This window comes from Sulfurospirillum arcachonense DSM 9755 (genome assembly GCF_000597725.1).
Classification (GTDB): Bacteria; Campylobacterota; Campylobacteria; order Campylobacterales; family Sulfurospirillaceae; genus Sulfurospirillum_A; species Sulfurospirillum_A arcachonense.
Map to the genome: position 1 here is coordinate 47,381 of NZ_JFBL01000011.1, position 26,944 is coordinate 74,324.

27 protein-coding genes are annotated in these 26,944 nt (G+C 30.8%); 16 read left to right on the forward strand and 11 right to left on the reverse strand.

Going from position 1 to position 26,944, the window contains the following annotated elements; all coding sequences use genetic code 11:
- Position 1 precedes the first annotated feature (1 nt).
- Positions 2–1,510 carry an NADH-quinone oxidoreductase subunit N gene (locus tag K354_RS0109515; RefSeq protein WP_024955265.1) on the forward strand — a complete coding sequence of 503 codons (1,509 nt, stop codon included), beginning with the start codon at positions 2–4 and terminating at the stop codon, positions 1,508–1,510.
- Here K354_RS0109515 and K354_RS0109520 read toward each other — a convergent pair.
- From K354_RS0109520 to K354_RS0109545, 6 genes are all read right to left on the reverse strand, one after another.
- The gene (locus K354_RS0109520; RefSeq protein ID WP_024955266.1) at positions 1,505–2,161 is read right to left on the reverse strand and encodes a Crp/Fnr family transcriptional regulator; all 657 of its coding nucleotides are present in this window, start codon (positions 2,159–2,161) and stop codon (positions 1,505–1,507) included. The genes K354_RS0109515 and K354_RS0109520 overlap by 6 nt on opposite strands.
- A gap of 7 nt (positions 2,162–2,168) precedes the next feature.
- Positions 2,169–3,416, reverse strand: coding sequence for an NADH-quinone oxidoreductase subunit NuoF (gene nuoF, locus K354_RS0109525; protein ID WP_024955267.1), 1,248 nt, complete (start codon positions 3,414–3,416; stop codon positions 2,169–2,171).
- A gap of 78 nt (positions 3,417–3,494) precedes the next feature.
- Complete coding sequence (gene nuoE / locus K354_RS0109530; RefSeq protein ID WP_024955268.1) at positions 3,495–3,971, reverse strand: NADH-quinone oxidoreductase subunit NuoE; 477 nt, start codon at positions 3,969–3,971, stop codon at positions 3,495–3,497.
- Positions 3,968–5,647: an NADH dehydrogenase (quinone) subunit D gene (gene nuoD / locus K354_RS0109535; protein ID WP_024955269.1), complete on the reverse strand. Its 1,680-nt coding sequence runs from the start codon at positions 5,645–5,647 to the stop codon at positions 3,968–3,970. The genes nuoE and nuoD overlap by 4 nt, the downstream gene beginning before the upstream one ends.
- Positions 5,640–6,161: an NADH-quinone oxidoreductase subunit B gene (locus K354_RS0109540; protein ID WP_024955270.1), complete on the reverse strand. Its 522-nt coding sequence runs from the start codon at positions 6,159–6,161 to the stop codon at positions 5,640–5,642. The genes nuoD and K354_RS0109540 overlap by 8 nt, the downstream gene beginning before the upstream one ends.
- The gene (locus K354_RS0109545) at positions 6,152–6,514 is read right to left on the reverse strand and encodes an NADH-quinone oxidoreductase subunit A (protein WP_024955271.1); all 363 of its coding nucleotides are present in this window, start codon (positions 6,512–6,514) and stop codon (positions 6,152–6,154) included. Before K354_RS0109545 ends, K354_RS0109540 begins: the two co-directional genes overlap by 10 nt.
- A gap of 177 nt (positions 6,515–6,691) precedes the next feature.
- On the opposite strand from K354_RS0109545, the gene K354_RS0109550 reads away from it, so the two are divergent.
- Genes K354_RS0109550 through K354_RS0109560 form a run of 3 tightly spaced genes read left to right on the forward strand, consistent with a single transcriptional unit; the run spans position 6,692 to position 8,941 of the window.
- Positions 6,692–7,654, forward strand: a complete 963-nt coding sequence (locus tag K354_RS0109550; protein ID WP_024955272.1) for a L,D-transpeptidase family protein — start codon at positions 6,692–6,694, stop codon at positions 7,652–7,654.
- A 10-nt stretch (positions 7,655–7,664) separates the two neighbouring features.
- Entirely contained in the window at positions 7,665–7,895 is a 231-nt protein-coding gene (locus tag K354_RS0109555) for a hypothetical protein (RefSeq protein ID WP_024955273.1), read from the forward strand.
- Between the two features lie 2 nt (positions 7,896–7,897).
- Complete coding sequence (locus K354_RS0109560; RefSeq protein WP_024955274.1) at positions 7,898–8,941, forward strand: alanine racemase; 1,044 nt, start codon at positions 7,898–7,900, stop codon at positions 8,939–8,941.
- Here K354_RS0109560 and K354_RS14735 read toward each other — a convergent pair.
- The 5 genes from K354_RS14735 to ribA form a co-directional block, all read right to left on the reverse strand.
- Positions 8,938–10,170, reverse strand: a complete 1,233-nt coding sequence (locus tag K354_RS14735; protein WP_024955275.1) for a GGDEF domain-containing protein — start codon at positions 10,168–10,170, stop codon at positions 8,938–8,940. The two genes, K354_RS0109560 and K354_RS14735, sit on opposite strands and share 4 nt — an antisense overlap.
- Positions 10,171–10,180: 10 nt before the next feature.
- Positions 10,181–10,555, reverse strand: coding sequence for a hypothetical protein (locus tag K354_RS0109570; protein ID WP_024955276.1), 375 nt, complete (start codon positions 10,553–10,555; stop codon positions 10,181–10,183).
- A 3-nt stretch (positions 10,556–10,558) separates the two neighbouring features.
- Complete coding sequence (locus tag K354_RS0109575) at positions 10,559–10,789, reverse strand: PP0621 family protein (protein WP_024955277.1); 231 nt, start codon at positions 10,787–10,789, stop codon at positions 10,559–10,561.
- A complete protein-coding gene (gene rsmG, locus K354_RS0109580; protein ID WP_037940600.1) occupies positions 10,779–11,348 on the reverse strand; it encodes a 16S rRNA (guanine(527)-N(7))-methyltransferase RsmG in 570 nt (189 codons plus the stop codon). Before rsmG ends, K354_RS0109575 begins: the two co-directional genes overlap by 11 nt.
- 106 nt (positions 11,349–11,454) lie before the next feature.
- Positions 11,455–12,018 carry a GTP cyclohydrolase II gene (gene ribA / locus K354_RS0109585; protein WP_024955279.1) on the reverse strand — a complete coding sequence of 188 codons (564 nt, stop codon included), beginning with the start codon at positions 12,016–12,018 and terminating at the stop codon, positions 11,455–11,457.
- Positions 12,019–12,074: 56 nt separating this feature from the next.
- On the opposite strand from ribA, the gene hemB reads away from it, so the two are divergent.
- From hemB to K354_RS0109645, 12 genes are all read left to right on the forward strand, one after another.
- Positions 12,075–13,049 (forward strand): porphobilinogen synthase, encoded by a 975-nt coding sequence (hemB, locus tag K354_RS0109590; protein ID WP_024955280.1) that lies wholly within the window; start codon positions 12,075–12,077, stop codon positions 13,047–13,049.
- A gap of 74 nt (positions 13,050–13,123) precedes the next feature.
- A complete protein-coding gene (gene argF, locus K354_RS0109595) occupies positions 13,124–14,050 on the forward strand; it encodes an ornithine carbamoyltransferase (protein ID WP_024955281.1) in 927 nt (308 codons plus the stop codon).
- 155 nt (positions 14,051–14,205) lie between these two features.
- Positions 14,206–14,682 carry a DUF2603 domain-containing protein gene (locus K354_RS14180; protein WP_037940602.1) on the forward strand — a complete coding sequence of 159 codons (477 nt, stop codon included), beginning with the start codon at positions 14,206–14,208 and terminating at the stop codon, positions 14,680–14,682.
- A gap of 10 nt (positions 14,683–14,692) precedes the next feature.
- Positions 14,693–16,060, forward strand: a complete 1,368-nt coding sequence (gene hemN, locus K354_RS0109605; protein WP_024955282.1) for an oxygen-independent coproporphyrinogen III oxidase — start codon at positions 14,693–14,695, stop codon at positions 16,058–16,060.
- 15 nt (positions 16,061–16,075) lie between these two features.
- Complete coding sequence (locus K354_RS0109610) at positions 16,076–17,338, forward strand: (Fe-S)-binding protein (protein ID WP_024955283.1); 1,263 nt, start codon at positions 16,076–16,078, stop codon at positions 17,336–17,338.
- Positions 17,338–17,871: a CopD family protein gene (locus K354_RS0109615; RefSeq protein WP_024955284.1), complete on the forward strand. Its 534-nt coding sequence runs from the start codon at positions 17,338–17,340 to the stop codon at positions 17,869–17,871. The genes K354_RS0109610 and K354_RS0109615 overlap by 1 nt, the downstream gene beginning before the upstream one ends.
- A gap of 37 nt (positions 17,872–17,908) precedes the next feature.
- A complete protein-coding gene (gene lgt / locus K354_RS0109620; protein WP_024955285.1) occupies positions 17,909–18,733 on the forward strand; it encodes a prolipoprotein diacylglyceryl transferase in 825 nt (274 codons plus the stop codon).
- A gap of 152 nt (positions 18,734–18,885) precedes the next feature.
- Entirely contained in the window at positions 18,886–19,662 is a 777-nt protein-coding gene (locus K354_RS0109625) for a fumarate reductase cytochrome b subunit (RefSeq protein WP_024955286.1), read from the forward strand.
- A 2-nt stretch (positions 19,663–19,664) separates the two neighbouring features.
- Complete coding sequence (locus K354_RS0109630; protein WP_024955287.1) at positions 19,665–21,650, forward strand: fumarate reductase flavoprotein subunit; 1,986 nt, start codon at positions 19,665–19,667, stop codon at positions 21,648–21,650.
- Entirely contained in the window at positions 21,647–22,366 is a 720-nt protein-coding gene (locus K354_RS0109635; RefSeq protein ID WP_024955288.1) for a fumarate reductase iron-sulfur subunit, read from the forward strand. The genes K354_RS0109630 and K354_RS0109635 overlap by 4 nt, the downstream gene beginning before the upstream one ends.
- 164 nt (positions 22,367–22,530) lie before the next feature.
- Positions 22,531–24,885, forward strand: a complete 2,355-nt coding sequence (locus K354_RS0109640) for a dynamin family protein (RefSeq protein ID WP_024955289.1) — start codon at positions 22,531–22,533, stop codon at positions 24,883–24,885.
- Complete coding sequence (locus K354_RS0109645; RefSeq protein WP_024955290.1) at positions 24,882–26,894, forward strand: dynamin family protein; 2,013 nt, start codon at positions 24,882–24,884, stop codon at positions 26,892–26,894. The genes K354_RS0109640 and K354_RS0109645 overlap by 4 nt, the downstream gene beginning before the upstream one ends.
- Positions 26,895–26,944: the final 50 nt, after the last annotated feature.

The following is a 26,944-nucleotide window of genomic DNA, read 5'->3' on the forward strand; positions in this document are numbered from 1 at the left end:
AATGCAAACACCAGATATTACATATCTTTTACCACTTTTTTTTGTAGGCGTTGGTGCAATATTATTAATGATACTGAGTACTTTTAAAAATATCAATATAAAAAAGGGAGCTATTGCTTCCTTAGTATTTTTAACTTTGGCAATTGTTTCTAATATTTATAATTTAAATACCCTAGGAGACATTTACTCAGTGTATCCTTTTTCTGATGTTTTTAATAATATGATAGTGGTGGATACCTATGCAAGTTATTTTAGCACTATATTAATTTTAGGTGGTATTTTAACTATTCTAATAGGATTACATTATTTTCAAAGGCGTAAAGAATTCACTGTAGAATTTTTTTCACTTCTTCTATTTTCTGTTTTTGGGATGATGTTATTAGTTCATGCAAATGAGTTAATTACTGCATTTATTGCTTTGGAAATAGCTTCAATATCACTATATATAATGATTGGTTTTGAAAAGGTAATAGATAAAAGAATTGAAGCTAGTTATAAATATTTGGTCTTAGGTTCACTAGCTGGAGTATTTTTTCTTTTAGGAAGTTCTTTTATTTATGGAGCAACTGGAACTACTAGTATTGGAGAAATAGGCATTTTTGTTAGTAACAACATAGATAGTAATATGAGTCTGATAATTCTTGGTGGAACAATGATTTTAATTACTTTTCTTTTTAAAATTGCAGCTTTTCCTTTTCAAAATTGGGCGATAGATGTATATGATGGAGCATCTCTTCCTGTTACTGCTTTTATGGCTGCAACATTTAAAGCTGCAGTTTTTGGTTTCATTCTTCGTCTAGTTTTAGTTGATTTTGATTTGATTCGTGATTTTTGGGATGATATGTTTGTATATATTATTATCTTTACTTTAGCATATGGTAGTTTTCTCGCTATTATTCAAAAATCACTAAAAAGAATGTTGGTATCATCAAGTATCGTTCATACTGGATATCTTCTTATAGCATTTGTATCAATTGGAGTTATTGGAGAAAATGCAGCAAGCTCAATTATATTTTATTTAGTGGCGTACTTTTTATCAGCACTTGGAGCATTTGGTCTTATCGCTTATATCTCTTCAGAAGATCAATTAAGAATAACTTATGATGACTTTAGAGGTTTTTCTCACATAAGACCATATATGGCTGCAATGCTAAGTGTATTTATGCTTTCATTAGCAGGTATTCCTTCAACGATAGGATTTATTGGAAAGTTTTATATTTTTACAGGAGCAATTGAATCAGGAAATGAAATATTAGCAATAGTAGGTATTACCGCTACATTTGTATCTGTATATTATTATTTTAAATTGATTGCCGTAATGTACTTTTATAGAAGTCCAGAAATGACAGATGTTCCTCCTTTAAAAGGCATAGCACCTTTGGTTATTGCAGTTATTGCTTTAATGATTATTTGGGGAGGTATAGGAAATACACTTATTGCATATTTCCCTGGAGTTGATTTTTTAATAGATATGGCTAAATTATCTTATAAATCATTATTTATATTATGATTTATTAAAATTGGGGCAACAAGCAAATAGTTCGCTTAGTGCCTCTTTATCTTTTATTTCAAAGTGGTTTTTATCATAAGAAATAATTTTATCTTTTTGTAGTTTTTTAAGATTTCTAGAAAAAGTTTCAGGAGCCATATTTAAAATCTCTGCTATTTTATATTTTTTGACTTTTATAAAAATTTCATGATTATCAAAAATGAGTTGAGCGAGTTTTTGCATAGATGTTTGTTGCATATTCGTATTCATTAAAGATTTTATTTTACCTACTAATTGCATAATTAACCCAAGAGCAATTTCTGGATCCCTTAAAAAGTCTTTTTCAAAATCATCAAAAGAGACAACTAAAATAGTAGATTCTATTTCACATTCTGCTGTTATTTGATGAGGTGTTCTTTGTAGCGTTGCTGCTTCACCAATAAGAGATTGTGTATAATAATAAGTTAATATATTTATATTGTCATTTTTGTCATAACGGTATAGTTTTATTAAACCATCTAATAAAAAATAGAGATTTTTAGGCTCATCACCTTCATAAAAAAGTATATTTCCTGGTTTTAATTTTTTTATTGTGCTTATATTTTCAAGTTTTTTTAATTGATTGTTATCTAGTGATCCAAATAAGCATATCTCTTTTAATGTATGTTTCATCTGTTTATTACTCTTTGCATAAAACGTCAAATTCGTTTTTAAATTTTGCTAAATAACTATCTGCTATATACGCAACTGACGGAGCAAATACACAGATTGTTTTTCCATTGAGCATTTCACAAGCATCAAGCATTGTATCATAATCCTTTAAAGAGCCTTTGCCTTTTAAAATTTTCCCTAATATTTTATCTACCCAACCACATCCTTCACGACATGGTGTACATTGTCCACAAGATTCATGATGATAAAATTCAAAAAGATTTTTCATAGATTCTGGTATTGAAGTATCTTCATCGATAAAAATCATTCCTCCTGTTCCTAAACTTGAGCCGTGTTCTTGTAGAGATTCATAATCAAGTGTTATATCATTAATTTCATCAGCTCTGAGAATTGCACAAGAAGAACCGCCAGGGATAACTGCTTTAAGTTTTTTACCATCTTTTACACCACCACCAATTTTTTCAATAACTTCTGTCATACTTACACCAAAAGGTAACTCATAAACTCCTGGATTCTTAATGTGGCCACTAAGTCCAAAAAGCATAGTTCCAGGACTACAATCAGTACCATGTGCTCTGTAAGCTTCAAATCCTTCATTGATAATATAAGGAACACTTGCTATCGTTTCAACATTATTGACAACAGTTGGTCCACCAAAAAACCATTCTGGTTCTTTTTGTTGAGGTTTAAGTCTAGGATGTCCACGTTTGCCTTCAAGAGATTCAAGAAGGGCACTTTTTTCTCCACATATATATGCTCCAGCACCTCTGTGAAGTGTTAAATCAAGTGCATAGTCATGTCCTGCTATTTTTTCTCCTAGGTATCCTACTTCATATGCTTCATCAATGGCCTCTTGCATTCTTTTTGCCCAAAATACATACTCACCTCTTATATAGATGTAGGCATGGTGAGCACCGATAGCATATGATGAGTTAATAATCCCTTCTATTAAAAGATGAGGGTCATACTCCATAATCTGTCTATCTTTAAACGTTCCAGGCTCACTCTCATCTGCATTAATAACAAGGTACGTAGGTTTTTCATGTTCATCTGGAATGAGTTGCCATTTATTTCCTGTAGCAGCACCACCACCACCTTTACCTCGAAGTCCACTTGCAATTACTTCTTTAGTTACTTCTTCTGGAGTCATAGTAAAAAGTTTATTTAAAGAAGAATATCTACCGTTTTTAACGGCAACTTCTAATTTATGTGAATTTTCTATATCAAAGTTCTTACTTACTATTTTAACTATCATTTTAATGTCCTCTTTTCACTGAACAAGTCCAGCAAAAATTTCTCGCGACTAAAGCACGAAGTCTAACTTCTGTACATTTCATTTTAATGTATCCAATAATTCATCTATTTTTTCAACTGTGAGGTTTTCGACATAATCATCATTAAAGCTCATTGCTGGAGCTGTTCCACATGAGCCTAAACATTCTACTTCTGTAAGAGTAAATTTCATGTCTTTTGTAGTTTCCCCAAATTTAACGCCTAGTTTATTTTCTATGTGTGATTTTATTTTTTCACTGCCGCAAAGTTTGCAAGAGAGAGTTTTACATACTTGGATATGATACTTACCAATAGGTTCTAAATTAAACATAGTATAAAAAGAGGCTATCCCTTGAATATCCATAGGACTCGTACCAAGTTTATCTGCTAAAAAAACCATTGCTTCTTCACTAATCCAACCCTCTTGGTATTGAATCATCCATAACGAAGGTAGAGATAAAGAAGCACGATCAGGATATCTTTTTAAAAGTTCTTGAAATTTTTTTTCATTTTCTTCACTAAATTTAAATTCACTCATCTATCTAGCTCCCCAGCAACAATATTTAAACTTCCTAAACTTAAAACAGAATCAGCTACCATACCACCTTCTAATAAATCAGGTAGAGCAGACATAGCAGGAAAACATGGAGGCCTTACTTTTAATTTATAAGGAGTTCCACTTCCATCACTTACAATAAAAAAGCCAAGTTCCCCATTTCCTGCTTCAATAGCTCTATAAAATTCACCTTTTGGTACTTTTACACCTTCATAAACTAATTTAAATTGGTTCATAAGTCCTTCAATGTTGTTGTATACATCTTCCTTTTTTGGAAAAGATATTGCTCTGTCATTGACTACAATTTCTCCACCAGGAAGAACTTTCATAGCTTGTTTAATTATTCTGATACTTTGTCGTATCTCTTCAAATCTTACCATGAGCCTGTCATATACATCGCCAACACTGCCCACTGCAATATCAAAATCAAATGATTCATAAAAGTAATAAGGATTAGTTTTTCTCAAATCATAAGCCACACCACTTGCTCTAAGATTTGGTCCAGTAAAACCTTTATTGATAGCATCTTGGGCATTTATTACTCCAATATTTTGTGTTCTATCATGAAAAATTCTATTGTGCTCTACTAAAGAAAGAGCATCACCCATACCTTTTTCGATCGATTTTATACAATCTTGTAAGTCATTTTCAAAACCATCATAAAAATCATGAGCCACTCCACCAATTCTCATATAAGAGTTTGTAAGTCTAGCTCCAGTAAGTTTTGAAAGTAAATCATAAACAGCTTCTCTAGGATTATATAAATACCAATAGTTTGTTAATGCCCCCATGTCTACTAAACCAGCAGCTAAACAAACAAGGTGATCAATGATGCGAGAAAGTTCACCTATAATAACCCTTATAAATTGAGCACGTTCAGGTACAGTAACATTTAACATACCTTCTACAGTATGAGCAAAAGCTGTGTTATTGAGAATTGCTGAACAGTAGTTTAGTCTATCGGTATAAGGAATTATTTGATTATAAGTATGATTTTCACAAGATTTTTCAAATCCTCGGTGAAGATAACCAATTTCACTTACAGCACTTATAATATTTTCACCATCAAGTGCTACAAAAGTTCTTATTGTCCCATGACTTGCAGGGTGTGCAGGACCTAAGTTTAAGAACATTAAATCATCATGAGATTTATATCCTTTTTGCTCTAACCTAGGAATCATTTCATCCATGAGATCATCAGTTTTTGTGCACAGTTGACCTTTTGTAATAGGATAATCTTTTCTTAGAGGATGGCCATCAAACTCTTTATGGTTTAAAACTCTTTTTAAATTCGGATGATTTAAAAATTTAATACCATATTGATCCCAAACTTCTCTTTCTGCCCAGTTTGCTGAAAAAAATAGATCAGATATACTTTCTACATGTAAATCTCCATCTTCTTCTTCAACAAATACTTTTAGTTTTATAAGGTTTTTAAATTCTGTATCTCTTAAGAGATAAACTACGGCAAATCTACTTGGCATTGGTTTATTATATTTATAATAGTCAATAGCTGTGATGTCTGCTAAAAAGTGAAAATTATCTTCTTCTTTTAAACATTTTATTGCAGCTTTTAAAAATGTTTGTTCTAATATATAAATACCATTTTCATCTATTTTATAAAGATCTTTAAATTTTTTTTCAAAATGGCTATCCATCTAGCCTTCCTTTAAAATCAGTGTTTACTCTATCTTTAACGATACTTTCATTTCTTGCTTGTTTAGCTTGGATTTGAAGTAGTGCATCAAGAAGTGCTTCTGGACGAGGAGGGCAGCCAGCGACATATACATCAACAGGGATAATTGAATCAATCCCTTGAAGTGTTGTATAGTTATCATAAAACCCACCACTACAGGCACATGCCCCCATGCTAATAACCCATTTAGGCTCTGTCATTTGGTCATAAATTCTTTTTAGAACAGGAGCTTGTTTATAACTTATAGTTCCTGCAACCACCATAAGGTCTGCTTGTCGTGGAGAAAAGCGAACAACTTCAGCACCAAATCTGGAAATATCAAACTTACTTGAAGCTGCACTCATAAATTCTATAGCACAACATGCTGTTCCAAAAACATAAGGCCACATTGAAGATTCACGTGCCCAACTTATGGCATCATCTAATTTTGTAGTAATTACACTATCACCAAAAACTGCTTCTGCTCCTACTGCCATTTGAGTGCCTTTATACGGTATACATAGATAAGACCAGCTATAAGAAGAATCATAAATGAAAACATCTCTGCTAATCCAAAAAAACCAAGCTCTCGTACATTTACGGCCCATGGGAACATAAATATGATTTCTACATCAAAAAGTACAAAAAGTATGGCAACTAAATAAAATTTGACACTAAAGCGGCTATCAGATCCCCCAATAGGGTTTGTAACACCACTTTCATAAGATAGATTCTTCTGTTTATTTCCTTGTGAATTTGGTCCAAGTTTTTTGGATAAAACAAAAAGTATTGGAATCGTAATTGCCAACACAAAGATAATAGACGAAGCAAGTATTAATTCGAGTGACACAAGCGTACCTCTCTCTAAGATTTTTTATATAGTATCCTATAAAGTATAAAATAAAAGTAAATATTTTAAACCAAATTTTCTTTTCAAATAATCTTCTAAGCGAGATTTACATATAATAATTTTTCTTACATGTAAAGACTTTACATAGGAATATAATGAATCATAGAAAGGTATTGATTGTATAAATTATTAGTATTTGTTTTATTGCAAACTTTTTTGTTAGCAAATCCTGTAGTAGATATATATAGAGATGGTGGAATAAACGCAGTTGAGCAGTATATAAAAAAGCAACTCCAAACGAAAAGTTATTGGGAAGAAAAAATTGAAACAATAGATGTATCTTTGGGATATTATGAAGATTTAGATACGTTACTAATTGCAAGTAAAAAAAATAAAGAGTTAAGAGTATATCAAAGTAGTAAAAATCAAATTAAGCATTTATCTACATATGAAAATGTTATTGTTGGGGCAGATGGTGATAAATATAAAGAAGGTGATTTAAAGACACCTTTAGGCGTTTATAGAATCAAACAGCGTTTTATCCCACCCGATCAGTTTTATGGTCCCTTAGCATTTGTTCTATCTTATCCAAATACATTTGATAAAGTTCAAGGAAAAAATGGTCATGGAATTTGGATACATGGTTCACCCCTTGATGGAAGTCCAAGAGATCCTATGAGTAAAGGCTGTATAGTTTTAGACAATAATACTATAGAGTTATTAGATAAAAAAATTATGCCTAAAAATAGTATAACAATAGTAAGTGAAAATGGTATAAAAGCAGTTGATAAATCTGAAATAAGTACTATTTTAGCAAATTTATTTCAATGGAAAAATGCTTGGAAAAATAGTGATATAAAAACATATTTGAGTTTTTATAGTGATGAATTTAAAAGATATGATGGACTTAAAAAGAAGAATTTTGCTCGTATGAAAAAAAGTATATTTGCTAGAAAAGAGGCAAAAACAATTATTTTTAAAGGTATAAATATTTCTCCTTATCCTAATGAAAAAGGCAAAAGGATATTTAAAGTTTCATTTCATGAGAATTATAAAACAAAAAGGTATAGTTTTAATGGAAATAAAGAGCTTTTTGTAGAATTGAACGAGAAAAATTTTTTAATACTATCAGAAAAATAAAGAGGATAGCATGGATAAAAAAATGGTAAAAGAAGAGTTATCAAAACTTACAGATATAAGAGAAGATTTTTTAAATTACTTTGATGAAAGTATTCCTAAGAAAAATAATAATATAGAATTTGACTTTGAAAATAATCCAACTATCGATGCAAAAAAAGTTTATGAACATTTTTTTAAATTAGATTATCAAGCTAGAAAACTAAGAAGCTTTATAGTAAAAGAATTGGAACTGAAAGCTTAGTCATGGCATATATACAAATATCAAAAGCAAATTACAAACATAATATTGACCTACTTTGTAAAAGAGTAGGAGGTAAAGATAAGTTAATGGTTGTTTTAAAAGACAATGCTTATGGACATGGTTTGAAAGTTATGGCTGAACTTGCAGCAAGTTTTGGCATAAAAAAGTCGGCTGTTAAAAATATAGATGAAGCAATACAAATAAATAATTTGTTTGAAGAAACTCTTATATTAGCTGATCATCCTCCTTTAAGTAAACAAGATGATAATATTTCGTTTGCTGTTCATTCTATAGAAGGTTTGAAGAAATTTCCTCCAAAAAGCTCTATACATCTAGGGACCGATACAGGAATGCATAGAAATGGGATTCAGTATGAAGAACTTGAAAATGCTTTTGAAATTATTGTAAAAAATGATCTTGTGTTAAAAGGTGTTTTTACTCATCATAAAAGTGCTGATGATTTAAACTGTGAAGTATTTTGGCAAGCGCAAAATTATAATAAATTTGTTCAAAAAGCAAAAGAATTGGTAGAAAAACATAATTTAAAAATGCCAAATTTTCACTCGTGTAATTCAGCAGCAGTATTGAGAAAACAAAGTAAATTTAAAGATGATTTTGCAAGATGCGGAATAGCAACATATGGATATACTCATGTAGATAAAAGTTTTCTTACTCAAAATGATCAAGAAAACTTTGGGTTGAAACCAGTTATGTCTCTTTGGGCTGAAAAACTAGGTTCAAGAAACTTGAAAATTGGTGATAGAGTAGGCTATGGCGGAATATATGAAATAAAAAGTCCACAAATAGTATCTACTTATGATATTGGTTATGGTGATGGTTTTTTTAGGTACGATGGACTAGGTGACTTATCTATTGATGATGGAAAGATTTTAGGAAGGTTATCAATGGATAGTTTTTCGCTCAGTGGAGATAAGCCTAAAGTTTGTCTTTTTAGAGATGCTACTGAAATTGCTAAGTATTTTAATACCATTACATATGAGGTAATGACTAAATTATCTCCGTATATAAGAAAAGAAATAGTTTAAACTAATATTTTTATTTCTATAGAATTTCCACCTCTTGAAATAGCTTCTTTCAAAGCATTTTCAGCTCTTTGTCTAAAGGTACCTAGCGTATCTTTTGCACAAAATGATGTAATGCCATAACTACATGTAATTTTTCCTACTTTCGCAAAACGATGTGTTTGGAGTCTTTGGTTTAATTTATTTGCAAAACTTTTTGCTTCTCTGAAATCTATATCCGGTGCAATTATAGCAAAATGGTTTTCTGTCCATTTTCCAAATAAGTCTGTTTCTCTAACACCTTTTTTTAATAAAGAAGTTATATCTTTTTGTAGAGTAAAAGTTTCTTTTTCAGTAAAAATATTTGTTAGGTTTTGCATGTAATCAATTTCTATAAGAATAAGTGATAACTCTGTTCCATATCTTTGAGACCTTTTCATCTCATGCTCAATCATCTCTTGAAGTTTAACATAATTAGGTATGTGAAGCTCCGTATCCATAGTTGAAAATATAGTATTGTATTTGCTTTGTGCTTCAATAGTTTCTTTTTTCTTTTGATCGAGATTTATTGTAAAAGCAATTTGTTCACATGTCTTTAAAACAAAATTTGTATAATCTTTTTTATCATTTTCATCTAATAAAAGAGTAAAAAGTCCTAGAGGTTTTGTAGAGTGACTACCTTTGTATGCATGTATAATAGCTCTATACTTTATACCATGTATGTTTATAATTTCATCAAGAAATTCTCTTTTTTCTAAATAACCAATAGATAATAAATTATCCAAACTGTTTTTTTCTAATTCATTATGATAAGGTAAATATTTTTCTTTGATTCCCATTGCTTGTAGAGAGTCATTTGTATTTAATAATAAAATTGTATCATTTTGAAAAGAGCTAATAAAAGCTGTTTTTACTTTTAATCTTTTTTCCAATACTGTAACAATATCATTTAATTGTTTATGTAAAGGGATTGGAGAAAATACAATATCTGATATTTTATGCATTGTGCTAAATTGTTCAGGAAGAAGTGTTGTTTCTTGTTGATTTTCACTAGCATTAAATTGGGTTACTTTTGGAGTTATTAAAGAGAGTAAAAAAATAGAGACTGCTAAAGTAATTTTTATAAAAGGATTTACCTGTGCATAATCTAAAAACAATGCTTGAATAAAAGAGATATTAAAGTTTGTAACATCTTGATAAGCATCTAAAGACCAGTAAATTAGAACAATTAATAAGGATAAAAATATCTTCATGATAACTCCTTTATTTAATTCCTTTTTTAAACACAACTCCATCAATAGATTTTTTTGCAGCTATTTCTATTTGATTTTCATCTTCTACATGTAGAAGAATTTTAGCATCAAATAAATACTCTGTTGCAATATCTTGTATCTCTTTCGCTAAAGAACTTTCTGTTAAAATATATTTTGCTCCCAATGCATTTGCAAAGCAAGCTTCTTTTATATCTTTAACACATAAAGCAAAAGCTATATCTTGCCTCTTACAATATTCTAGCACTTCTTCGTTAATAAAATCAAATAAAATAGTACTATTGGATGGAGTTCTTTTAATATCTTCAATATTTGTAACTTTATAGAAAGGTTTAAAAGGAATTAGTTTGTGTCCTATAATAATCATGAGTTACCTTAACTGGGCACATTGCTTAGAGCAGTAAAATTTTCCATCTTTGATGATAGCATCGTCTTCACTCACAAAAGTTTGGCATTGTTGACATTCCATCATAATATCACCTTTTGGCTGAGGTTTTTTCTTTTCTTTTCTTTTTGTCTTTATTGTAGTATTTGGTTTTTTAAAAAATACTATGTAAATTATAAAAAATATAGCAGCAAGTGCTAAGGCCTTAAATAACATTTACATCCTTTATAAGAAGATAATTTCTTTTATCTTTTTTAAATATTTCAAAATTTGTTAGATCCATAACTTCTTCATCAACTCTTTCACCTTTATAAAAAAGAAGTAGGGAGGATGGAGTGATGTACTTTTTACAGAGATTTATTAACATATTGGTATTTGTCACAGCTCTAGAGCATATTAAGTCTGCTTCAAAAGCTTGTGCTTTCTCAACTCTTTTTGTCGATACAATAACGTTTTTTAGTTTTAGAGTTGTTTTTATTAGGTGCAAAAATGAACTTTTTTTTGCAATTGGCTCAAATAGTGTAAATTGTATATTTGGTAAAGCCATAGCTAAAATGAGTCCAGGAAAGCCTGCTCCTGTCCCTATGTCAATTGCTGTTTTTATATTTTGCATTGGCAAAAATTCTATTGGATATATACTATCATTTATATTTTCATATACCGCATGTTTATCTTTTGCGCCTGTAATATTATGAGTTTTATTGTATTTTAAAATTAGTTCGCAAAAAATTTCACAATTTTCAGAGAAATCTTTTGGTAAAGACGCTATATTCACTTGTTACCTTTTTTGTATTAAAGTGCCTCATTATAGCTAATATAGTTTTAATTTTTACTAGAACTAAGCAAAACTATCTCTAGTTTTGCCAATTAAAGAGTAGCTTTTAAAGCATATGTCCCATTTGTTCTTTTTTAGTTTTTAAATAACCAGCATTATGTTTATTAGATTCAATAACCACAGGGCGTCTTTCAACAATATCTATATGGGTTAATGATTCCATCTTTTTAGGATTATTTGTTAAAAGCTTTATGGCTTTTATACCAAAGTGTTCTAAAATAAATTCTACTATTTCATAACTTCTTTCATCAGTTTGAAATCCTAATTGATGATTGGCCTGAATAGTATCTAATCCTTGGTCTTGAAGTGCATAAGCATTAACTTTATTTAAAAGGCCTATGTTTCTACCTTCTTGACGAAGGTAAATCACCATGCCACCTTCTTTTGAAATTGCTTCAAGAGCATATTCTAACTGATCTCTACAATCGCATTTAAGACTTCCGATAGCATCACCTGTAAGACATTCACTATGAACTCTTACTAGAGGAACTTCGGCTATTGATTCTGTGAATATCACTAAATGTTCTTTTATGCCTTCTTGGAAAGTTTGTATTTTAAATTGTCCAAAACGTGACGGTAAATTGGCAATATTTGAAATATTAATTCTCATTTATAATCTTTATGGTAAAATGTTTTTTTTAATTATAGCTAGATAAGGACTAAAAAATGTTTAAACGGTTTAGAAGACTTAGAATTAATAAAACTTTAAGAGGATTAGTAAGAGAAACTTCTTTACATGTAGAAGATTTAATTTATCCATTATTTGTTAAAAGTGGCGAAAAAATTAAAAAAGAGATAACTTCAATGCCAGGTGTTTTTCAAATGAGTATTGATGAAGTATTAAAAGAGTGTGTAGAGTTACAAAAGCTTGGTATCAATTCTATTATACTTTTTGGTATTCCAGCTGTTAAAGATAGCGTAGGAAGTGACGCACTTTGTGAACACGGTATTATTGCAAGTGCAATAAAAGCAATAAAAAAAGAGTTCCCAGATATGTTTGTAGTGAGTGATTTATGTTTTTGTGAATTTACAGACCATGGACATTGTGGAATATTAGATATGGAAAATGAAACAGTAGATAATGATGCAACATTAGAAATTTTAGTAAAACAAGCCATTGTTCATGCAAAAGCTGGAATCGATATGATAGCTCCAAGCGGTATGATGGATGGAACTATAGAGGTTTTAAGAGAAGGGCTTGATGAAGTAGGATATGAAAATCTTCCAATCATGAGTTATTCGACAAAATTTTCAAGTGCTTATTATGGACCATTCCGTGATGTGGCTGAATCTGCTCCAAGTTTTGGAGATAGAAGAAGTTATCAAATGGATCCAGCAAATAGACGTGAAGCTTTAGCTGAATCTATAGAAGATGAGATGCAAGGAGCTGATATCCTTATGGTAAAACCTGCTCTTGCTTATCTTGATATAGTCAGAGAAATAAAAGACAATACTTCAGTACCAATGGCTATTTATAATGTAAGTGGAGAGTATGCTATGCTTAAAGCTGCTGGAAATGCAGGAGTTATTGATTATGATAGAGTCATGATGGAAACGATGATAGCATTTAAAAGAGCTGGTGCTGATATAATCATTACATATCATGCAAAAGAAGTAGCGCAGATTTTAAATAAAAAATAAAATAAAGATTTCTCCACTAAGTGGAAGCTTCAGTGAGAGGAATTTTACTTGAAATTTATTAAGGAGACAATCAAATGAAACACTTTTTATCGATATATGACCATAGTAAAGAAGATATTTTAGAAATTATAGAACTTGCATCAAAAATAAAAAAAGAAGCAAAAGTTAAAAATTATATTCCATATCTTCAAAACCAATCACTTGGTATGCTTTTTGAAAAAAGTAGTACAAGAACACGCATTAGTTTTGAAGTAGGAATTCATCAGCTAGGTGGTCAAGGACTTTTTCTTTCATCAAATGATTTACAACTTGGACGTGGTGAGTCTATGAAAGATTCTGCTCGCGTTATGGGACGTATGATAGATATGATTATGATTCGTACCTTTGATCAAAAAGTACTTGATGAGTTTGCAAAATATTCTGGTGTGCCTGTTATTAATGGTCTTACCGATAAATACCATCCTGTACAACTTATGGCAGATTATCTTACTATGAAAGAACATGGCAAAACGGATAATCCAATAGTTGCTTATATAGGTGATGGAAACAATATGACTCACTCATGGATGATGCTTGCTGGAAAGCTTGGGTTTGAGCTGAGAATTGCTACTCCTAAAGGTTATGAACCTTGGCAAGAGATTATTGACGATGCTAATGAGCTTGCTAAAATTAGTGGAGCAAAAATAACTTATACAAATGATCCTAAAGTTGCTGTGAATGGTGCTGATGTAGTTACAACAGATACATGGATTTCTATGGGACAAGAAGAAGAAAAAGAAGAAAGAGTTAAAGCTTTTGATGGTTATATGGTTGATAGAGATTTGATGAGTTTAGCAAAAAATGATGCTATCTTTTTACATTGTCTACCTGCATACCGTGGATATGAAGTGAGTGATGAGGTATTTGAATCACATGCAAATGTAGTGTTTGATGAGGCTGAAAATAGACTTCATGCACAAAAAGGTATTATGGTTTGGTTAAACGCACAAAAAGATAAATAATTGACTTTCTAAGAATTTGTTTAAAAAAAAATGATATAGTTTGTGACAATTTGATTAAAAGGAAAAATTCTTCGTGAAGTTGTTGTTTTAAAAATAAGACAACACTATGGAAGAGAAGTTTTTGAGGAATGTATTCCTTAAGAAGGAGAGATGAAATGAGTAAAAAAGAATTAACAGTATTTGAAATGATAAATGTAATATCAAAAGATATTGGTTTAAATGGAGATAAAACTGTCATAGAAATTGAAAAAACAGATAACCCAGAAGTAAAAAAGTTAAATTTAAAAAGTGGAAGTTGGAATGCAAGTGAGCCATGGTTTATTGTAGATGAAAATAAAAAACTTCACACTATGATGTCTATGAGTTCAATAAATAAAATTATAGATAAGTTTAGAGCAACACAAGAAGAAAATTTTAATTTAAAGTTAGAAAAAACAATATGGCAAAATATCCCTATAGACTTTAAAGATGTGTGGGCAGTTGCTATGGATCATATAAAACATATGGCAAACCATGAACAAAATGGTGCAAAAGTTATTAATGTTGATTTAGAAGAGTTAGTATCAAAAATAAAACAAGAACATCCAAATCTTTTTTTAGATTTAAAAGATTTACACGTAGTTCCTAGATAAAAGGTAAATAATGATAGATTTTGACAAATTTTCTAAGTATTCAAAGCCAGGACCAAGATATACAAGCTATCCAACAGCTCCTGAGTTTAATGAAAATTTTACAGAAAAAACATATATAAATATATTAGAAAATCAAGATAAAAGTAGAAAAATTTCGTTGTATTTTCACCTTCCATTTTGTAGAAGTGCTTGTTACTTTTGTGGATGTAATGTTGTATTTACAAGTAAAGAAGATAAGAAAGAGAGATATATTGGATATCTTGAAAAAGAGTTAGAAATACTCTCACGTCATCTTGATACAAGTAGAGAAGTTTTACAAATGCACTTTGGTGGAGGAACTCCTACATTTTTTAATGCAGATCAACTTGATAGAATTATAAAACTAATAAAAAAGTATTTTAAAAACTTTAGTGATGAAGCTGAAATAAGTTGTGAAATAGATCCAAGATTTTTAAACCAAGAACAAACTGACATTCTTGTTTCGCATGGATTTAATCGTGTAAGTTTTGGTGTACAAGACTTTAATGAAAAAGTTCAAAAGACTATTCATAGAATCCAGCCATTTGAAGTGACTAAAAATGTAGTAGATATGGTAAGAGCCGCTGGAATAAAATCTGTCAATATGGATTTAATTTATGGTTTACCTTACCAAACACTTGATACTTTTAAGAAAACTTTAGAGATGTCTTTAAAACTAGACACTGATAGATTTGCTGTATTTAATTATGCTCATGTTCCTTGGATGAAAAAAACTATGAGGAAGATAGATGAGACAACTCTTCCAGTTCCAAGTGAAAAACTTGCGATTATGAGATATACGATTGATTATCTTGAATCAAATGGTTTAAGAATGATAGGAATGGATCATTTTGCAAAACCTGATGATGAACTTTTTTTAGCGATTGAAAAAGGTGAATTACACCGTAACTTTCAAGGGTATACTACTAAAGGTGGTGCTGACTTGATAGGAGTTGGACTTACAAGCATTGGTGATGGTGAAGCTCACTATGTTCAAAATGTTAAAGAGATGAAAGATTATGAAGCTCTTTTAGATGCTGGACATTTACCAGTTCATAGAGGACTTACACTCAGTGATGATGATGTGCTTAGAAAAGCAGTTATTATGGAAATGATGAGTAATTTTAAACTCAATATTACAAAAATTGAACGTGAATTTGGAATTAATTTTAGTGAGTATTTTGCTGATGCATTAGATAAACTAAAAGTTTTTGAAGAAGAGGGATTAGTTGAAGTGCATGAAGATAAGATTTTAGTAAATACTACAGGAACCTTGTTAATTAGAAATATTGTTATGCCATTTGATGCTTATTTACAAAAGATTCCAGAATCAAAACGTAGATTCTCCAAGACTGTTTAAATGAGGAGAATATAAATGTTTGATTATGATAGCATAAGTGATACCTGTATAAAGTGTGGTAAATGTATACCTGTTTGTACTATTCATGATGTAAATGGTGATGAAGCTACATCTCCTCGTGGATTTTTAGAATTGCTTGGAGCGTATAAAAAAGGTCATTTAGAGTTAGATAAAAATGTAAAAAGTATTTTTGAGAGTTGTTTTCTTTGTACAAATTGTGTTGATATTTGTCCAAATGACTTACCAGTAGACATGCTTATTGAGCAAGCAAGAAATGATATAAGAAAAAAATATGGTTTGGCTTGGTATAAAAAGCTTGCATTTTTTCTCCTTCGCAATCGTAAGATTATGGATATAGGTGCAAAATTGGGATTTGTATTTCAAACTTGTGCATTTAAAAAAGATGACAAACGAAGTTCAATGTTTTTACGAAATTTTCCTCTTATAAAGTATGATAGACTTTTTCCAAGTTTAGCAAGGAAAAGTTTTTTAAACTCTCATCCGGATGTTATAAAAAATGGGGGAAAAGGAAAAGTTGGAATTTTCATAGGATGTCTTGGGAATTACATGTATACAGATGTTGGGAAATCACTTTTAGAAATATTAAAAGTTTTAAAGATAGATGCATATCTTATAAAACAGCAAAAATGCTGTGGTGCTCCTTCTTATTTCACGGGAGATTTTGATAGTGTGGATGCTCTTGCTAAATTTAATATAGAGTATATTGAAAGCTTTCAAGATGATTTAGATGCGATTATCATTCCTGAAGCAACTTGTAGTGCTATGATAAAAGAAGATTATGCACACTTTTTTCATGACCAACCAGAGTGGAGAGAACGTGCCATTGCAATAAAACCTAAAATACATATGGCAACAGAGTATTTAGCTAAAAATACAAAACTTCAAGAAATACTAAAAGAAAAAAAGAAGTTAGATGCACTCGTTACTTATCATGATCCTTGTCATGCTAGAAAAATGCAAGGTGTGTATAAAGAACCAAGAGATTTAATAGGTCAAAACTATCTTATTAAAGAGATGAGTGATCCAAACAGATGTTGTGGCTTTGGTGGAGTTACCATTCAAATAGAAAAGTTTGCTTTTGCAAAAGCAGCAGGTCTTCCAAAAGCTGCGATGATAAAAGAGACAAAAGCAGATATAGTAAGTGCAGAGTGCAGTGCCTGTCGTATGCAAATAGGCAACTCAATGCACATTAGTGATGTAAAAACAATTTTTAAAAACCCGGTTGAGTTAATAGCTCAAGCCTTAAAGGAAAACTAATGGATTATTACATATATATATTGATATTTCATATAATGTCATTTATATCATGGATGGCAGTGCTTTTTTACTTGCCTAGACTTTATGTTTATCATGTAGAACATATGGACAAACCACAATTTGTGGAGATTGTAGAAATACAAGAGTATAAATTATACAAATATATAGGTATTCCAGCTATGTGGGCTTCTATTATAAGTGGAGTTGTTATGTTAGTATTGAACCCAGTACTATTTGAAACAGGAATGTGGATATATGCAAAACTATTTTTACTTGTTATTCTTATAGGGTACGATTATTCTATGGAAGTGTACAGAAAACAACTTTTAAACGGTACATGTAAAAGAAGTGGAAAGTTTTTTAGAGCATACAACGAAGGACCAACTCTACTTTCTATATTGATAGTAACATTTGTAGTTTTAAAAGATATCCCAGTCTATTTTACAGCTTTTATGCTTGTACTATTTGCTGTTATAGTTTATGTTCTTTTAAAACATGCAAAAGAACCTAATATGGATGTTTTGAAAAAATAGTTCTATGAAAAAAACTTTTACATATAAGGCAAATTAATTGACATTTTGGAATAACATATATAATCACTTTGACCCTATCGCTTTTGATTTGGGTTTTATTTCTGTTCATTGGTATGGGATTATGTATGTTCTCGCTCTTTTAACTGCTCTTGGTGCGGCGAAGTTTTTTATGAAAAAAGATAAAATGCCTATAACGGAAGCTGTTTTAGATAATTATTTTATATGGATAGAAGTTGGAATTATTTTAGGAGCTCGTATAGGTTATATACTTTTTTATGATACTCATACTTCTTATTATTTAACACATCCTTGGCAAATGTTTAATCCATTTTTGGATGGAACTTTTGTTGGCATTCGTGGTATGAGTTATCATGGAGCTATTATAGGCTTTATTTTGGCAACTTTACTTTTTAAATATAGACATAAAAAGACAAATATTTGGGAATTATTAGATTTAGTTGCCCTAAGTGTTCCGATTGGTTACATCTTTGGAAGATTAGGTAATTTTTTAAATCAAGAATTAGTAGGACGTGCAACGGACTCTAGCATAGGCATTTATGTAGATGGCGTTTTAAGACATCCTTCCCAACTTTACGAGGCTTTCTTAGAGGGAGCATGTGTTTTTTTAGTTCTTTTTTTATACAGAAATAAAAAAAGATTTTCTGGAGAACTTATAGCTTTATATGGAGCTCTTTACTCAATGGCTAGGTTTATTGCAGAGTTTTACAGACAGCCAGATTTCCAAATGGGCTTCGTATATGGGGGCTGGATGAGTATGGGACAGGCTCTTTCTTTACTCATGATTGTTACAGCAATCATACTTTATATTTACCTTCAAAAAAATGCAAATAAAATAAAATAAGTCACTTTTATATCCTATAAATTTGATAAAATTCTTTTAATACTTTTAAATTAGTATAGATTTTGAACATAATTCAGGTCTAATACAAAAAGTAGTATTATAACCAAAACACCCATTGCGAAAGCATGGGAAACCACAAAAAGGATGCGAAAGTGAGTGACCTTATCGAAGGTTTTTTAGGTAAATCTGTGGAGGGCAAAAAAAGTAGGCTTCCAGCTAAGCTTGATTTTGTTCAGAGTGCAACAGGGCTATTTTTAGGTCTGTTTATGTGGGGACATATGTTCTTTGTATCGACTATTTTAGTAAGCAATGATCTTATGTACAATGTTACAAAGATGTTTGAAGGTGGGTTCTTTTTTGAAGAACGTCAGCATTGGATAGACGCTGTACTGATAATATTTGTTTTAGTTGTGTTTTTTACTCATGCTGGACTTGGAATGAGAAAGTTTCCTATAAACTTTCGTCAATGGCAAGTATATAAAACTCATATGAAAATGATGAAGCATGATGAAACTAGTATGTGGTATGTACAAGCAATCACTGGTTTTGTAATGTTCTTTTTAGGCTCAGCACATCTATTTATAATATTATTACATGTTGCTGATATAGGACCATATCTTTCAGGTTCACGTATATATAGTCTTTGGCCGTTTTATATTCTTCTTCTTTTAGCAGTTGAATTTCATGGTGGAATTGGATTGTATCGTCTTTGTATCAAATGGGGATGGTTTGAAGGAAATAATGCAAAAGAGACAAGAGCTAAATTGAAAAAAGTAAAATGGGTAATCACTGCTTTCTTTCTAACTTTAGGTATTTTAACATTTGTAGCATATTTTAAAATAGGATTAGAACAAAAAGATAATGCTGGTGAGAGATATCAACCATCAGCAATGATAAAAGTTATAGATAATATTAAGGTTGGGTCGTAAATATGAATGTAAAATATTGTGATGCATTGGTAATAGGTGGAGGACTTGCAGGTTTAAGAGCCGCGGTTGCTACACAAGCAAAAGGATTAAGTACTACTGTTTTAAGTCTTATTCCAGTTAAGCGTTCTCACTCAGCTGCAGCCCAAGGTGGTATGCAAGCAAGTATTGGTAACTCAAAAATGAGTAGAGGTGATAACGAAGATGTTCACTTTTCAGATACTGTAAAAGGTAGTGACTGGGGTTGTGATCAAGACGTTGCACGTATGTTCGTTACGGTTGCTCCAAAAGCAATTCGTGAATTAGCTGCTTGGGGTGTGCCTTGGACGAGAATCGCTAAAGGTCCTAGAGAAGCTATTATCAATGCAGAAAAAACTACTATTGTAGAAGATGAAGAAGTACATGGTATGATTCACTCTCGTGACTTTGGTGGTACTAAAAAATGGAGAACCTGTTATACAGCAGATGCAACAGGACATACAATGTTATTTGCTGCTGCAAATGAAGCTTTAAAACTTAATGTTAACATTGAAGATAGAAAAGAAGCAATTTCACTTATCCATGAAAATAACCGTTGTTATGGTGCGATAGTAAGAGATTTAGTAACAGGCGAACTTACTGCTTATGTTGCTAAAGGAACATTAATCGCAACTGGTGGTTATGGTAAAATCTATAAGCAAACTACAAATGCTGTTGTATGTGAAGGTACAGGTGCTGCTATCGCTCTTGAAACTGGTGTTGCTACACTTGGTAATATGGAAGCTGTTCAGTTCCATCCAACTCCAATTGTACCATCAGGTATCCTTTTAACAGAAGGTTGTCGTGGTGATGGTGGTATCTTACGTGATGTTGATGGTTACCGTTTTATGCCAGATTATGAGCCAGAGAAAAAAGAACTAGCATCACGTGACGTTGTATCTCGTCGTATGCTAGAGCATATTAGAAATGGAAAAGGTGTTCCTTCTCCTTATGGAGAGCATTTATGGTTAGATATTTCTATCCTAGGACGTGAGCATATTGAGAGAAACTTACGTGATGTTCAAGAAATTTGTGAAATATTTAATGGTATAGATCCTGCTGATGAAGGTCCTAAAGGTTGGGCTCCAGTTCTTCCTATGCAACATTATTCAATGGGTGGAATTAGAACTAAAGCAACGGGTGAATCTCAAACACTTCAAGGTCTTTTCTCTGCTGGTGAAGCAGCTTGTTGGGATATGCATGGTTTTAATAGACTTGGTGGTAACTCAGTAAGTGAAACAGTTGTCGCTGGTATGATTGTTGGTAATTATTTTGCTGATTTTTGTGCTGCAAATGAGATTGATATTAACTCTAAAACATTGCAAGATACTGTTGATGCAAAAACTGCTTATATGAAAGAACTTCTTGAAAAAGAAGGAACTCATAATGTTTTTGAAATCAAAAACAGAATGAAAGAAATCATGTGGGATAAAGTTGCAATTTTCCGTGACGCTGAAGGTCTAGCATCTGCAGTGGACGAATTAGAAGAACTTTATAAAAAATCACTTGATGTAAAAGTAAAATCAAAAACTCTATCAGCTAACCCTGAACTTGAAGAAGCGTATAGAGTTCCAATGATGCTAAAACTTGCTTTATGTGTTGCTATGGGTGCAAGAGAGAGAACAGAAAGTCGTGGAGCACACTATAGAGAAGATTATCTAAAACGTGATGATGCAAACTGGTTAAAAAGAACTCTAACTGCATGGGAAGAAGGCAAAACTCTTCCAACAATTACGTATGAAGATTTAGATATTATGAAAATGGAAATACCACCAGCATTCCGTGGATATGGGGCTAAAGGTATGTTAATTGAAAATGAATTAAGTGCTAAGCGTCAAGCTGAAGTAGATAAAATTCGTGAAGAAATGGAAGCTGCTGGTAAAGACAGACATGAGATTCAAGATGCTCTTATGCCTTTCGAGTTACAACCATATTACAAAGTTAAAAATGAGAGATTTGGAGATACAAAATGAGTAGAACAATAACTATAAAAGCATTAAAATATAATCCAAACTCATCAATCTCTAAACCTCACATGGTTGAGTATAAGTTAGAAGAAACTGATGGGATGACACTATTTATTGCTTTAACAAAAATTAGAGAAGAAATGGATGCAGATCTTTCTTTTGACTTTGTTTGTCGTGCTGGTATTTGTGGAAGTTGTGGGATGATGGTAAATGGTCAACCTGTACTTGCTTGCCGTACGCTTACTAAAAACTTTCCTGATGGTGTATTGGAACTTTTCCCTATGCCTGCATTTAAACTTATCAAAGATTTATCAGTAGATACTGGTAACTGGATGAATGATATGAGTAAGCGTGTTGAAAGTTGGATTCATACTGAGCATGAAGTAGACATTTCTAAACTTGAAGCTCCAATTGAGCCAGATGTTGCCGATGCAACTTTTGAGCTTGATAGATGTATTGAGTGTGGTATTTGTGTTGCTGCATGTGGTACAAAACTTATGAGACCTGATTTTGTTGGGGCAGTTGGTCTTAACAGAGTTGCTCGTTTTGAATGTGATCCTCATGATAACAGAACTATCGAAGATTATTATGAGTTAGTTGGTGATGATGATGGAATCTTTGGATGTATGAGTCTTCTAGCTTGTGAAGATAACTGTCCAAAACATTTACCTCTACAAAGCAAAATTGCTTATATGAGACGTAAACTAGTAGCTTTACGTTAAACTTTTTTGAGGATGACAATTTAATTGTTATCCTCACCCTTTAATAAATTTTTTTTCTGTATACTTACTTTTAATAAAATAATGATTACATAAGTGAGTATATGTAAGCAAAATTAAAAAACTGTTTTACTTTAGAGTGAAACACATGATACGGAATACAATCAATGCACATAATAAACGATTTTTTTCTTCTTATTTGGGAAGAAGATGCAAAAAGATTATTCTCTAGTAATGGAGAAATCAATAGTTTCCTAAATACCGCTTTAACAAGTGATTATGAGTCTTTTTGTGATTACTCTTCTATAATGCTCGTAGTTTCTAATTCAAATATAGATAAATTCAGTGAAATCAAAGAGTCTCAAGATGCTTTAAAGTTTCTTGCAGGATTAGAAGAATGGGATAAAAAAAGAGTTCAATTTATACAAAAAGAGTTACTCTTTTTTCTCAATAAAAAAGGTAGTACTAAACTAAACAAAGATATAGAACAGCGATTTGATACGTTACGAAAAGCAGAAGTTATTGGGTATGAAAAAGCACGAAAACTCATTAGCTTATTGGCACTCATTGAAGAGAAAAAAGAGGTTTTAAAACCTTTACATGTAGAAAAAGCAAAAAGTGGATCAAACTTTTATGAGAGTGCTATAAATCTTTTTATTACTTCGATTGAAAACCTTAAAAAAGCAGTTGAAGATAAATCATTAGAAAATAGATTAGATGCAATACCCGAAAAATTAAAAAATGAAAAATTTTCCATAGGAATTACTGGTGTTATGAACGCTGGTAAATCAACTATGCTCAATGCACTTTTAGGAAAAGAAGTTTTAGGAACTTCAGTGATCCCTGAAACTGCAAACCTTACAGTGATAAAATATGCAAAACAACCAAGTGCAAAAGTAAATTTTTGGAATAAAAAAGAGTGGGAAAATATAGAAGAGAGTGCTAGTACCCTTGAGAATATGAAACCATTTATAAAAGAGACAAAAGAGCATTTTAAAGATACTTTAGATGAGTTTATTACTCAAGAGGGAAGAAGTTATGAAATTAGTATAGATGAGCTTCCTTCTTATACATCAGCAGAGTATTCAGATAAAAAATGTAATTTAGTAAAAAGTGTAGAACTTTATAGTGATTTAAAATTTGTAGAAAATGGTGTTGAGATTGTTGATACTCCTGGTCTTGATGATCCAGTAATTCAGCGTGAAGAGATAACAAAAAACTATCTCTCTCAGTGTGATTTGATGTGCCATCTTATGAACGTAAATCAATCAGCAACTGAAAAAGATATAGAGTTTATAACAGATACTTTACTCTACCAAAACATTGCTAGACTCCTTGTTGTCATAACAAGAATTGATACAGTTGAGCAAAAAGAATTAGAAGAGGTTATAGCATATACAAAATCTAGTATAAAAGCAAAACTGCAAAGTTTAAACAAACAAAGTGAATTTGACTCTATTATAGAAAAAATAGATTTTATCCCTATAGCTGGGATGATGGCTCTTTTTCATAGAATTGGAAAAGAAGATGAAGCAATCAAAAGTGGATATGATTTAGAAAAAACGGGAATTCTACATGTAGAGGACTATTTAAATGATATTCTTTTTGGAGATAATTCACAAAAAGCAAAACTTATAGTTGAAGCAAATACTAAAGAGTTAAAAAATATTATAAAAGCAGGGAAAAATGCTTTACATGTAGAAAAAAATCTTTTAGGAAAAAGTGCCAGTGAAATTGCTCATGAACAGGCTCAATATAAAGAAGAAATAGAAGAAATAAAGAAAAAAATAATAAAATTAAATACAAAAATACTTGATGAAAAAGAAGAACTTACAAGGTATTTTTCTACACTAGAAAACTTTTCAAAAAACAAATTTTCATCTTTACAGTCAGTTGTAAAAAGAAGAGTTCTTGATGATGTTTCATATGAGATTAGAAAAAACAAGAAAAAACCGCAAGAGAAAAGAATAAGTTATATAATCGAAACAGCTATAAAAGATGGATTTATTGATTTGTTAAGAGATTATCGGTACCAATTTCAAAAAAAGATAGAAAACTCATTTGAAAAAATTGCTAGAGATTTTGAAGATTTTATAAAAGAAAACAGTAATAGGGGTGATGCAAAAGAGTTTTTTGAAAAACACTTTAGTGATTTAAACTTGCTCAATTCTAACGCTGTTTTAATTAACAAAGTAAATAGTGCTATAAAATCTCACTCTAAAAAAGATATAGAGGGTTTAGGAATAGTTTTAGAAAGTTTTTTTGAAGTAGCTTTAAATGATTTATACGAAAAGTTCAATTTAAAAGCACAAAAAATCAATCAAGATTTGGTAAATGAATTTGAATTAGAGTGTAAAGTACCGCTTGAAAAAATTGAGTTTGAGATGAAATCAAAAGAAGAGATTTTAAATACTGCTAAAAAAAGAGCAGAAGATAAATCATTTGATGCAACTTCAAGACTTGAAAGTATAGATTTGAAATTAAATGTATTCTCAAAAGTAGAGGAGGATTTGAAAAAATGAGTATATTAGATTCTTTTATCATAACTTATAAAGAAAAATTTACAAAAGAAATCCCTACTTTTGATGAGAGTTTAATAGGGCTTATCCAAAAAACAGGATACACTTTGTTAGATGAAAAAATGTCTGCCTCAAAAGAGCTTGAACAAAAGTTGGCTTTTTTACATGTACGAGCAAAAGAGCCTATGAAAGTTGCAATTACTGGGCAGTTTTCAAGTGGAAAATCTACATTTTTAAATGCACTTCTTTCAAAAAATATACTTCCAACAGGAATCACTCCTGTAACTTCTAAAGTAAATTATATAAAATATGGTGATGAGTTAAAAATAAAAATTCGTTACGTAGATGGAAGAGAAGAGTATCAAAGTGTAGAGCATATAGCAAAGTTTACAGATCAAAGAGGTGAGGTTGAAGAGATAGAATACCTTACTTTGTATGTGCCTCTTGAACTACTCAAGACCATAGAGTTTGTAGATACTCCAGGACTTAATTCTCAGGCTATTACTGATACAACTACCACTCAAAAAGTACTTAAAGAAGTAGATGGAATCATCTGGTTGTCATTGATAGATAATGCAGGAAAACTTAGTGAAGCAAAAGTTTTAGAAGAGTATTTAAATGAGTATCAAAATAAATCTCTTTGTGTTTTAAATCAAAAAGATAAATTTTCACCAGAACAAGTAGAACAAACAACGCAGTATGTTAAAAAAAGTTTTGCAGAATTTTTTAGTGAAGTTATACCAATTTCAGCGAAACAAGCATTAGAATCAAGAAGTCACGATAAAAATGTACTTATAGAAGAAGAGTTAGAAGAGTTTTTAAGGCTTCTTGGAAAAGAGATTAAAGAACATAGTCTTAACGATATACAAGAGCCCTTTAATCAATATAAAACGAAGATAGAGAGTATCTTAGGTAGTGATTTAAATAAAAATATAGCACTTTTAAAAGATTCAAATATAGAGTTGGTATTAGAGTTTATCAATAAAGAGATTAGACCAATTGCAAATAGTTCAAAAGATTTTGTAATCAAAAAAGACATCCGTTTTATTTGTGATTCTTTGATAAACCAACATGAACTTTTTCTCAAAATTTATGATGAATTGTCTAAAGAACTAAGTAACTTTGAAGAAGAGGCCGATAAAAAGTTTGGCGAATTAAAAGTGAAATTTACAAAAAAACTCAAAGATGCTTATAGTAAAATTGAAGAGATAATAGATACAATCGCTAACGATATTTATAACCATATAGATACAACTTCAAGAGTTAGATATGCAAAACAGAAAACAGGACTTTTAAATAAAAAAATAGTTTACGAAGCAATAGAGTATAAAACTGCAAAAATTGATTCAGACTTAATATATAAGCATCTTTTTTATGATGATGATATTGTTGGAAAGATGTTTAAAAAGTATGTTAAAAATCTTAAAGAGATTCAAGATGAAGTTAATGAGAATAATGCCTTAGTATATGAAATACTGAAAAAGAAGATAAGAAAATGGCAAAGTCCTTATGAGTTTATTAGAAAAACAGAAGCTCTTCACTCTGATATAGAATTTGCTAACATACGTAAGTTTGCCTCAAAAGCTTATGAAAATATACTCAAGCCTTTTAGTGATGAAATCCACTCTTCCTATGCTGGAATTAGTTCACAGTTTAATCATCTAAGTTCAGCTGTAAGTTTTAACTACCAAAATGCAGCAGAAGTAAGTGTTGCTTTTTTAGAAAAAAAGATAAGTCAATCAGTAAAACTTTATGAAGAAAATCCAACAAAATTTTCTTTGTATCAGCCTAAAATTGAAGAGATAAAAGAACGTTTGAAGATAAGCTTTCACCTGTATGAACTGCAAAACATGATGAATACAAACAATACTTTTTTAAATAAAGACTATGACAAACTTATAAAAGAGTTTAAAAATATAAGTGAAGATAGAAAAGAATTCATAGAAAAAAGAAAAGCAAGACATAACAATACAATAGAAATTTTAAAATCGCATATAATTTCTATTTTTTAAATCAGTATTGTTTTAGTAAAAATATTTTTTAGGCTATTTCGGCTATAATT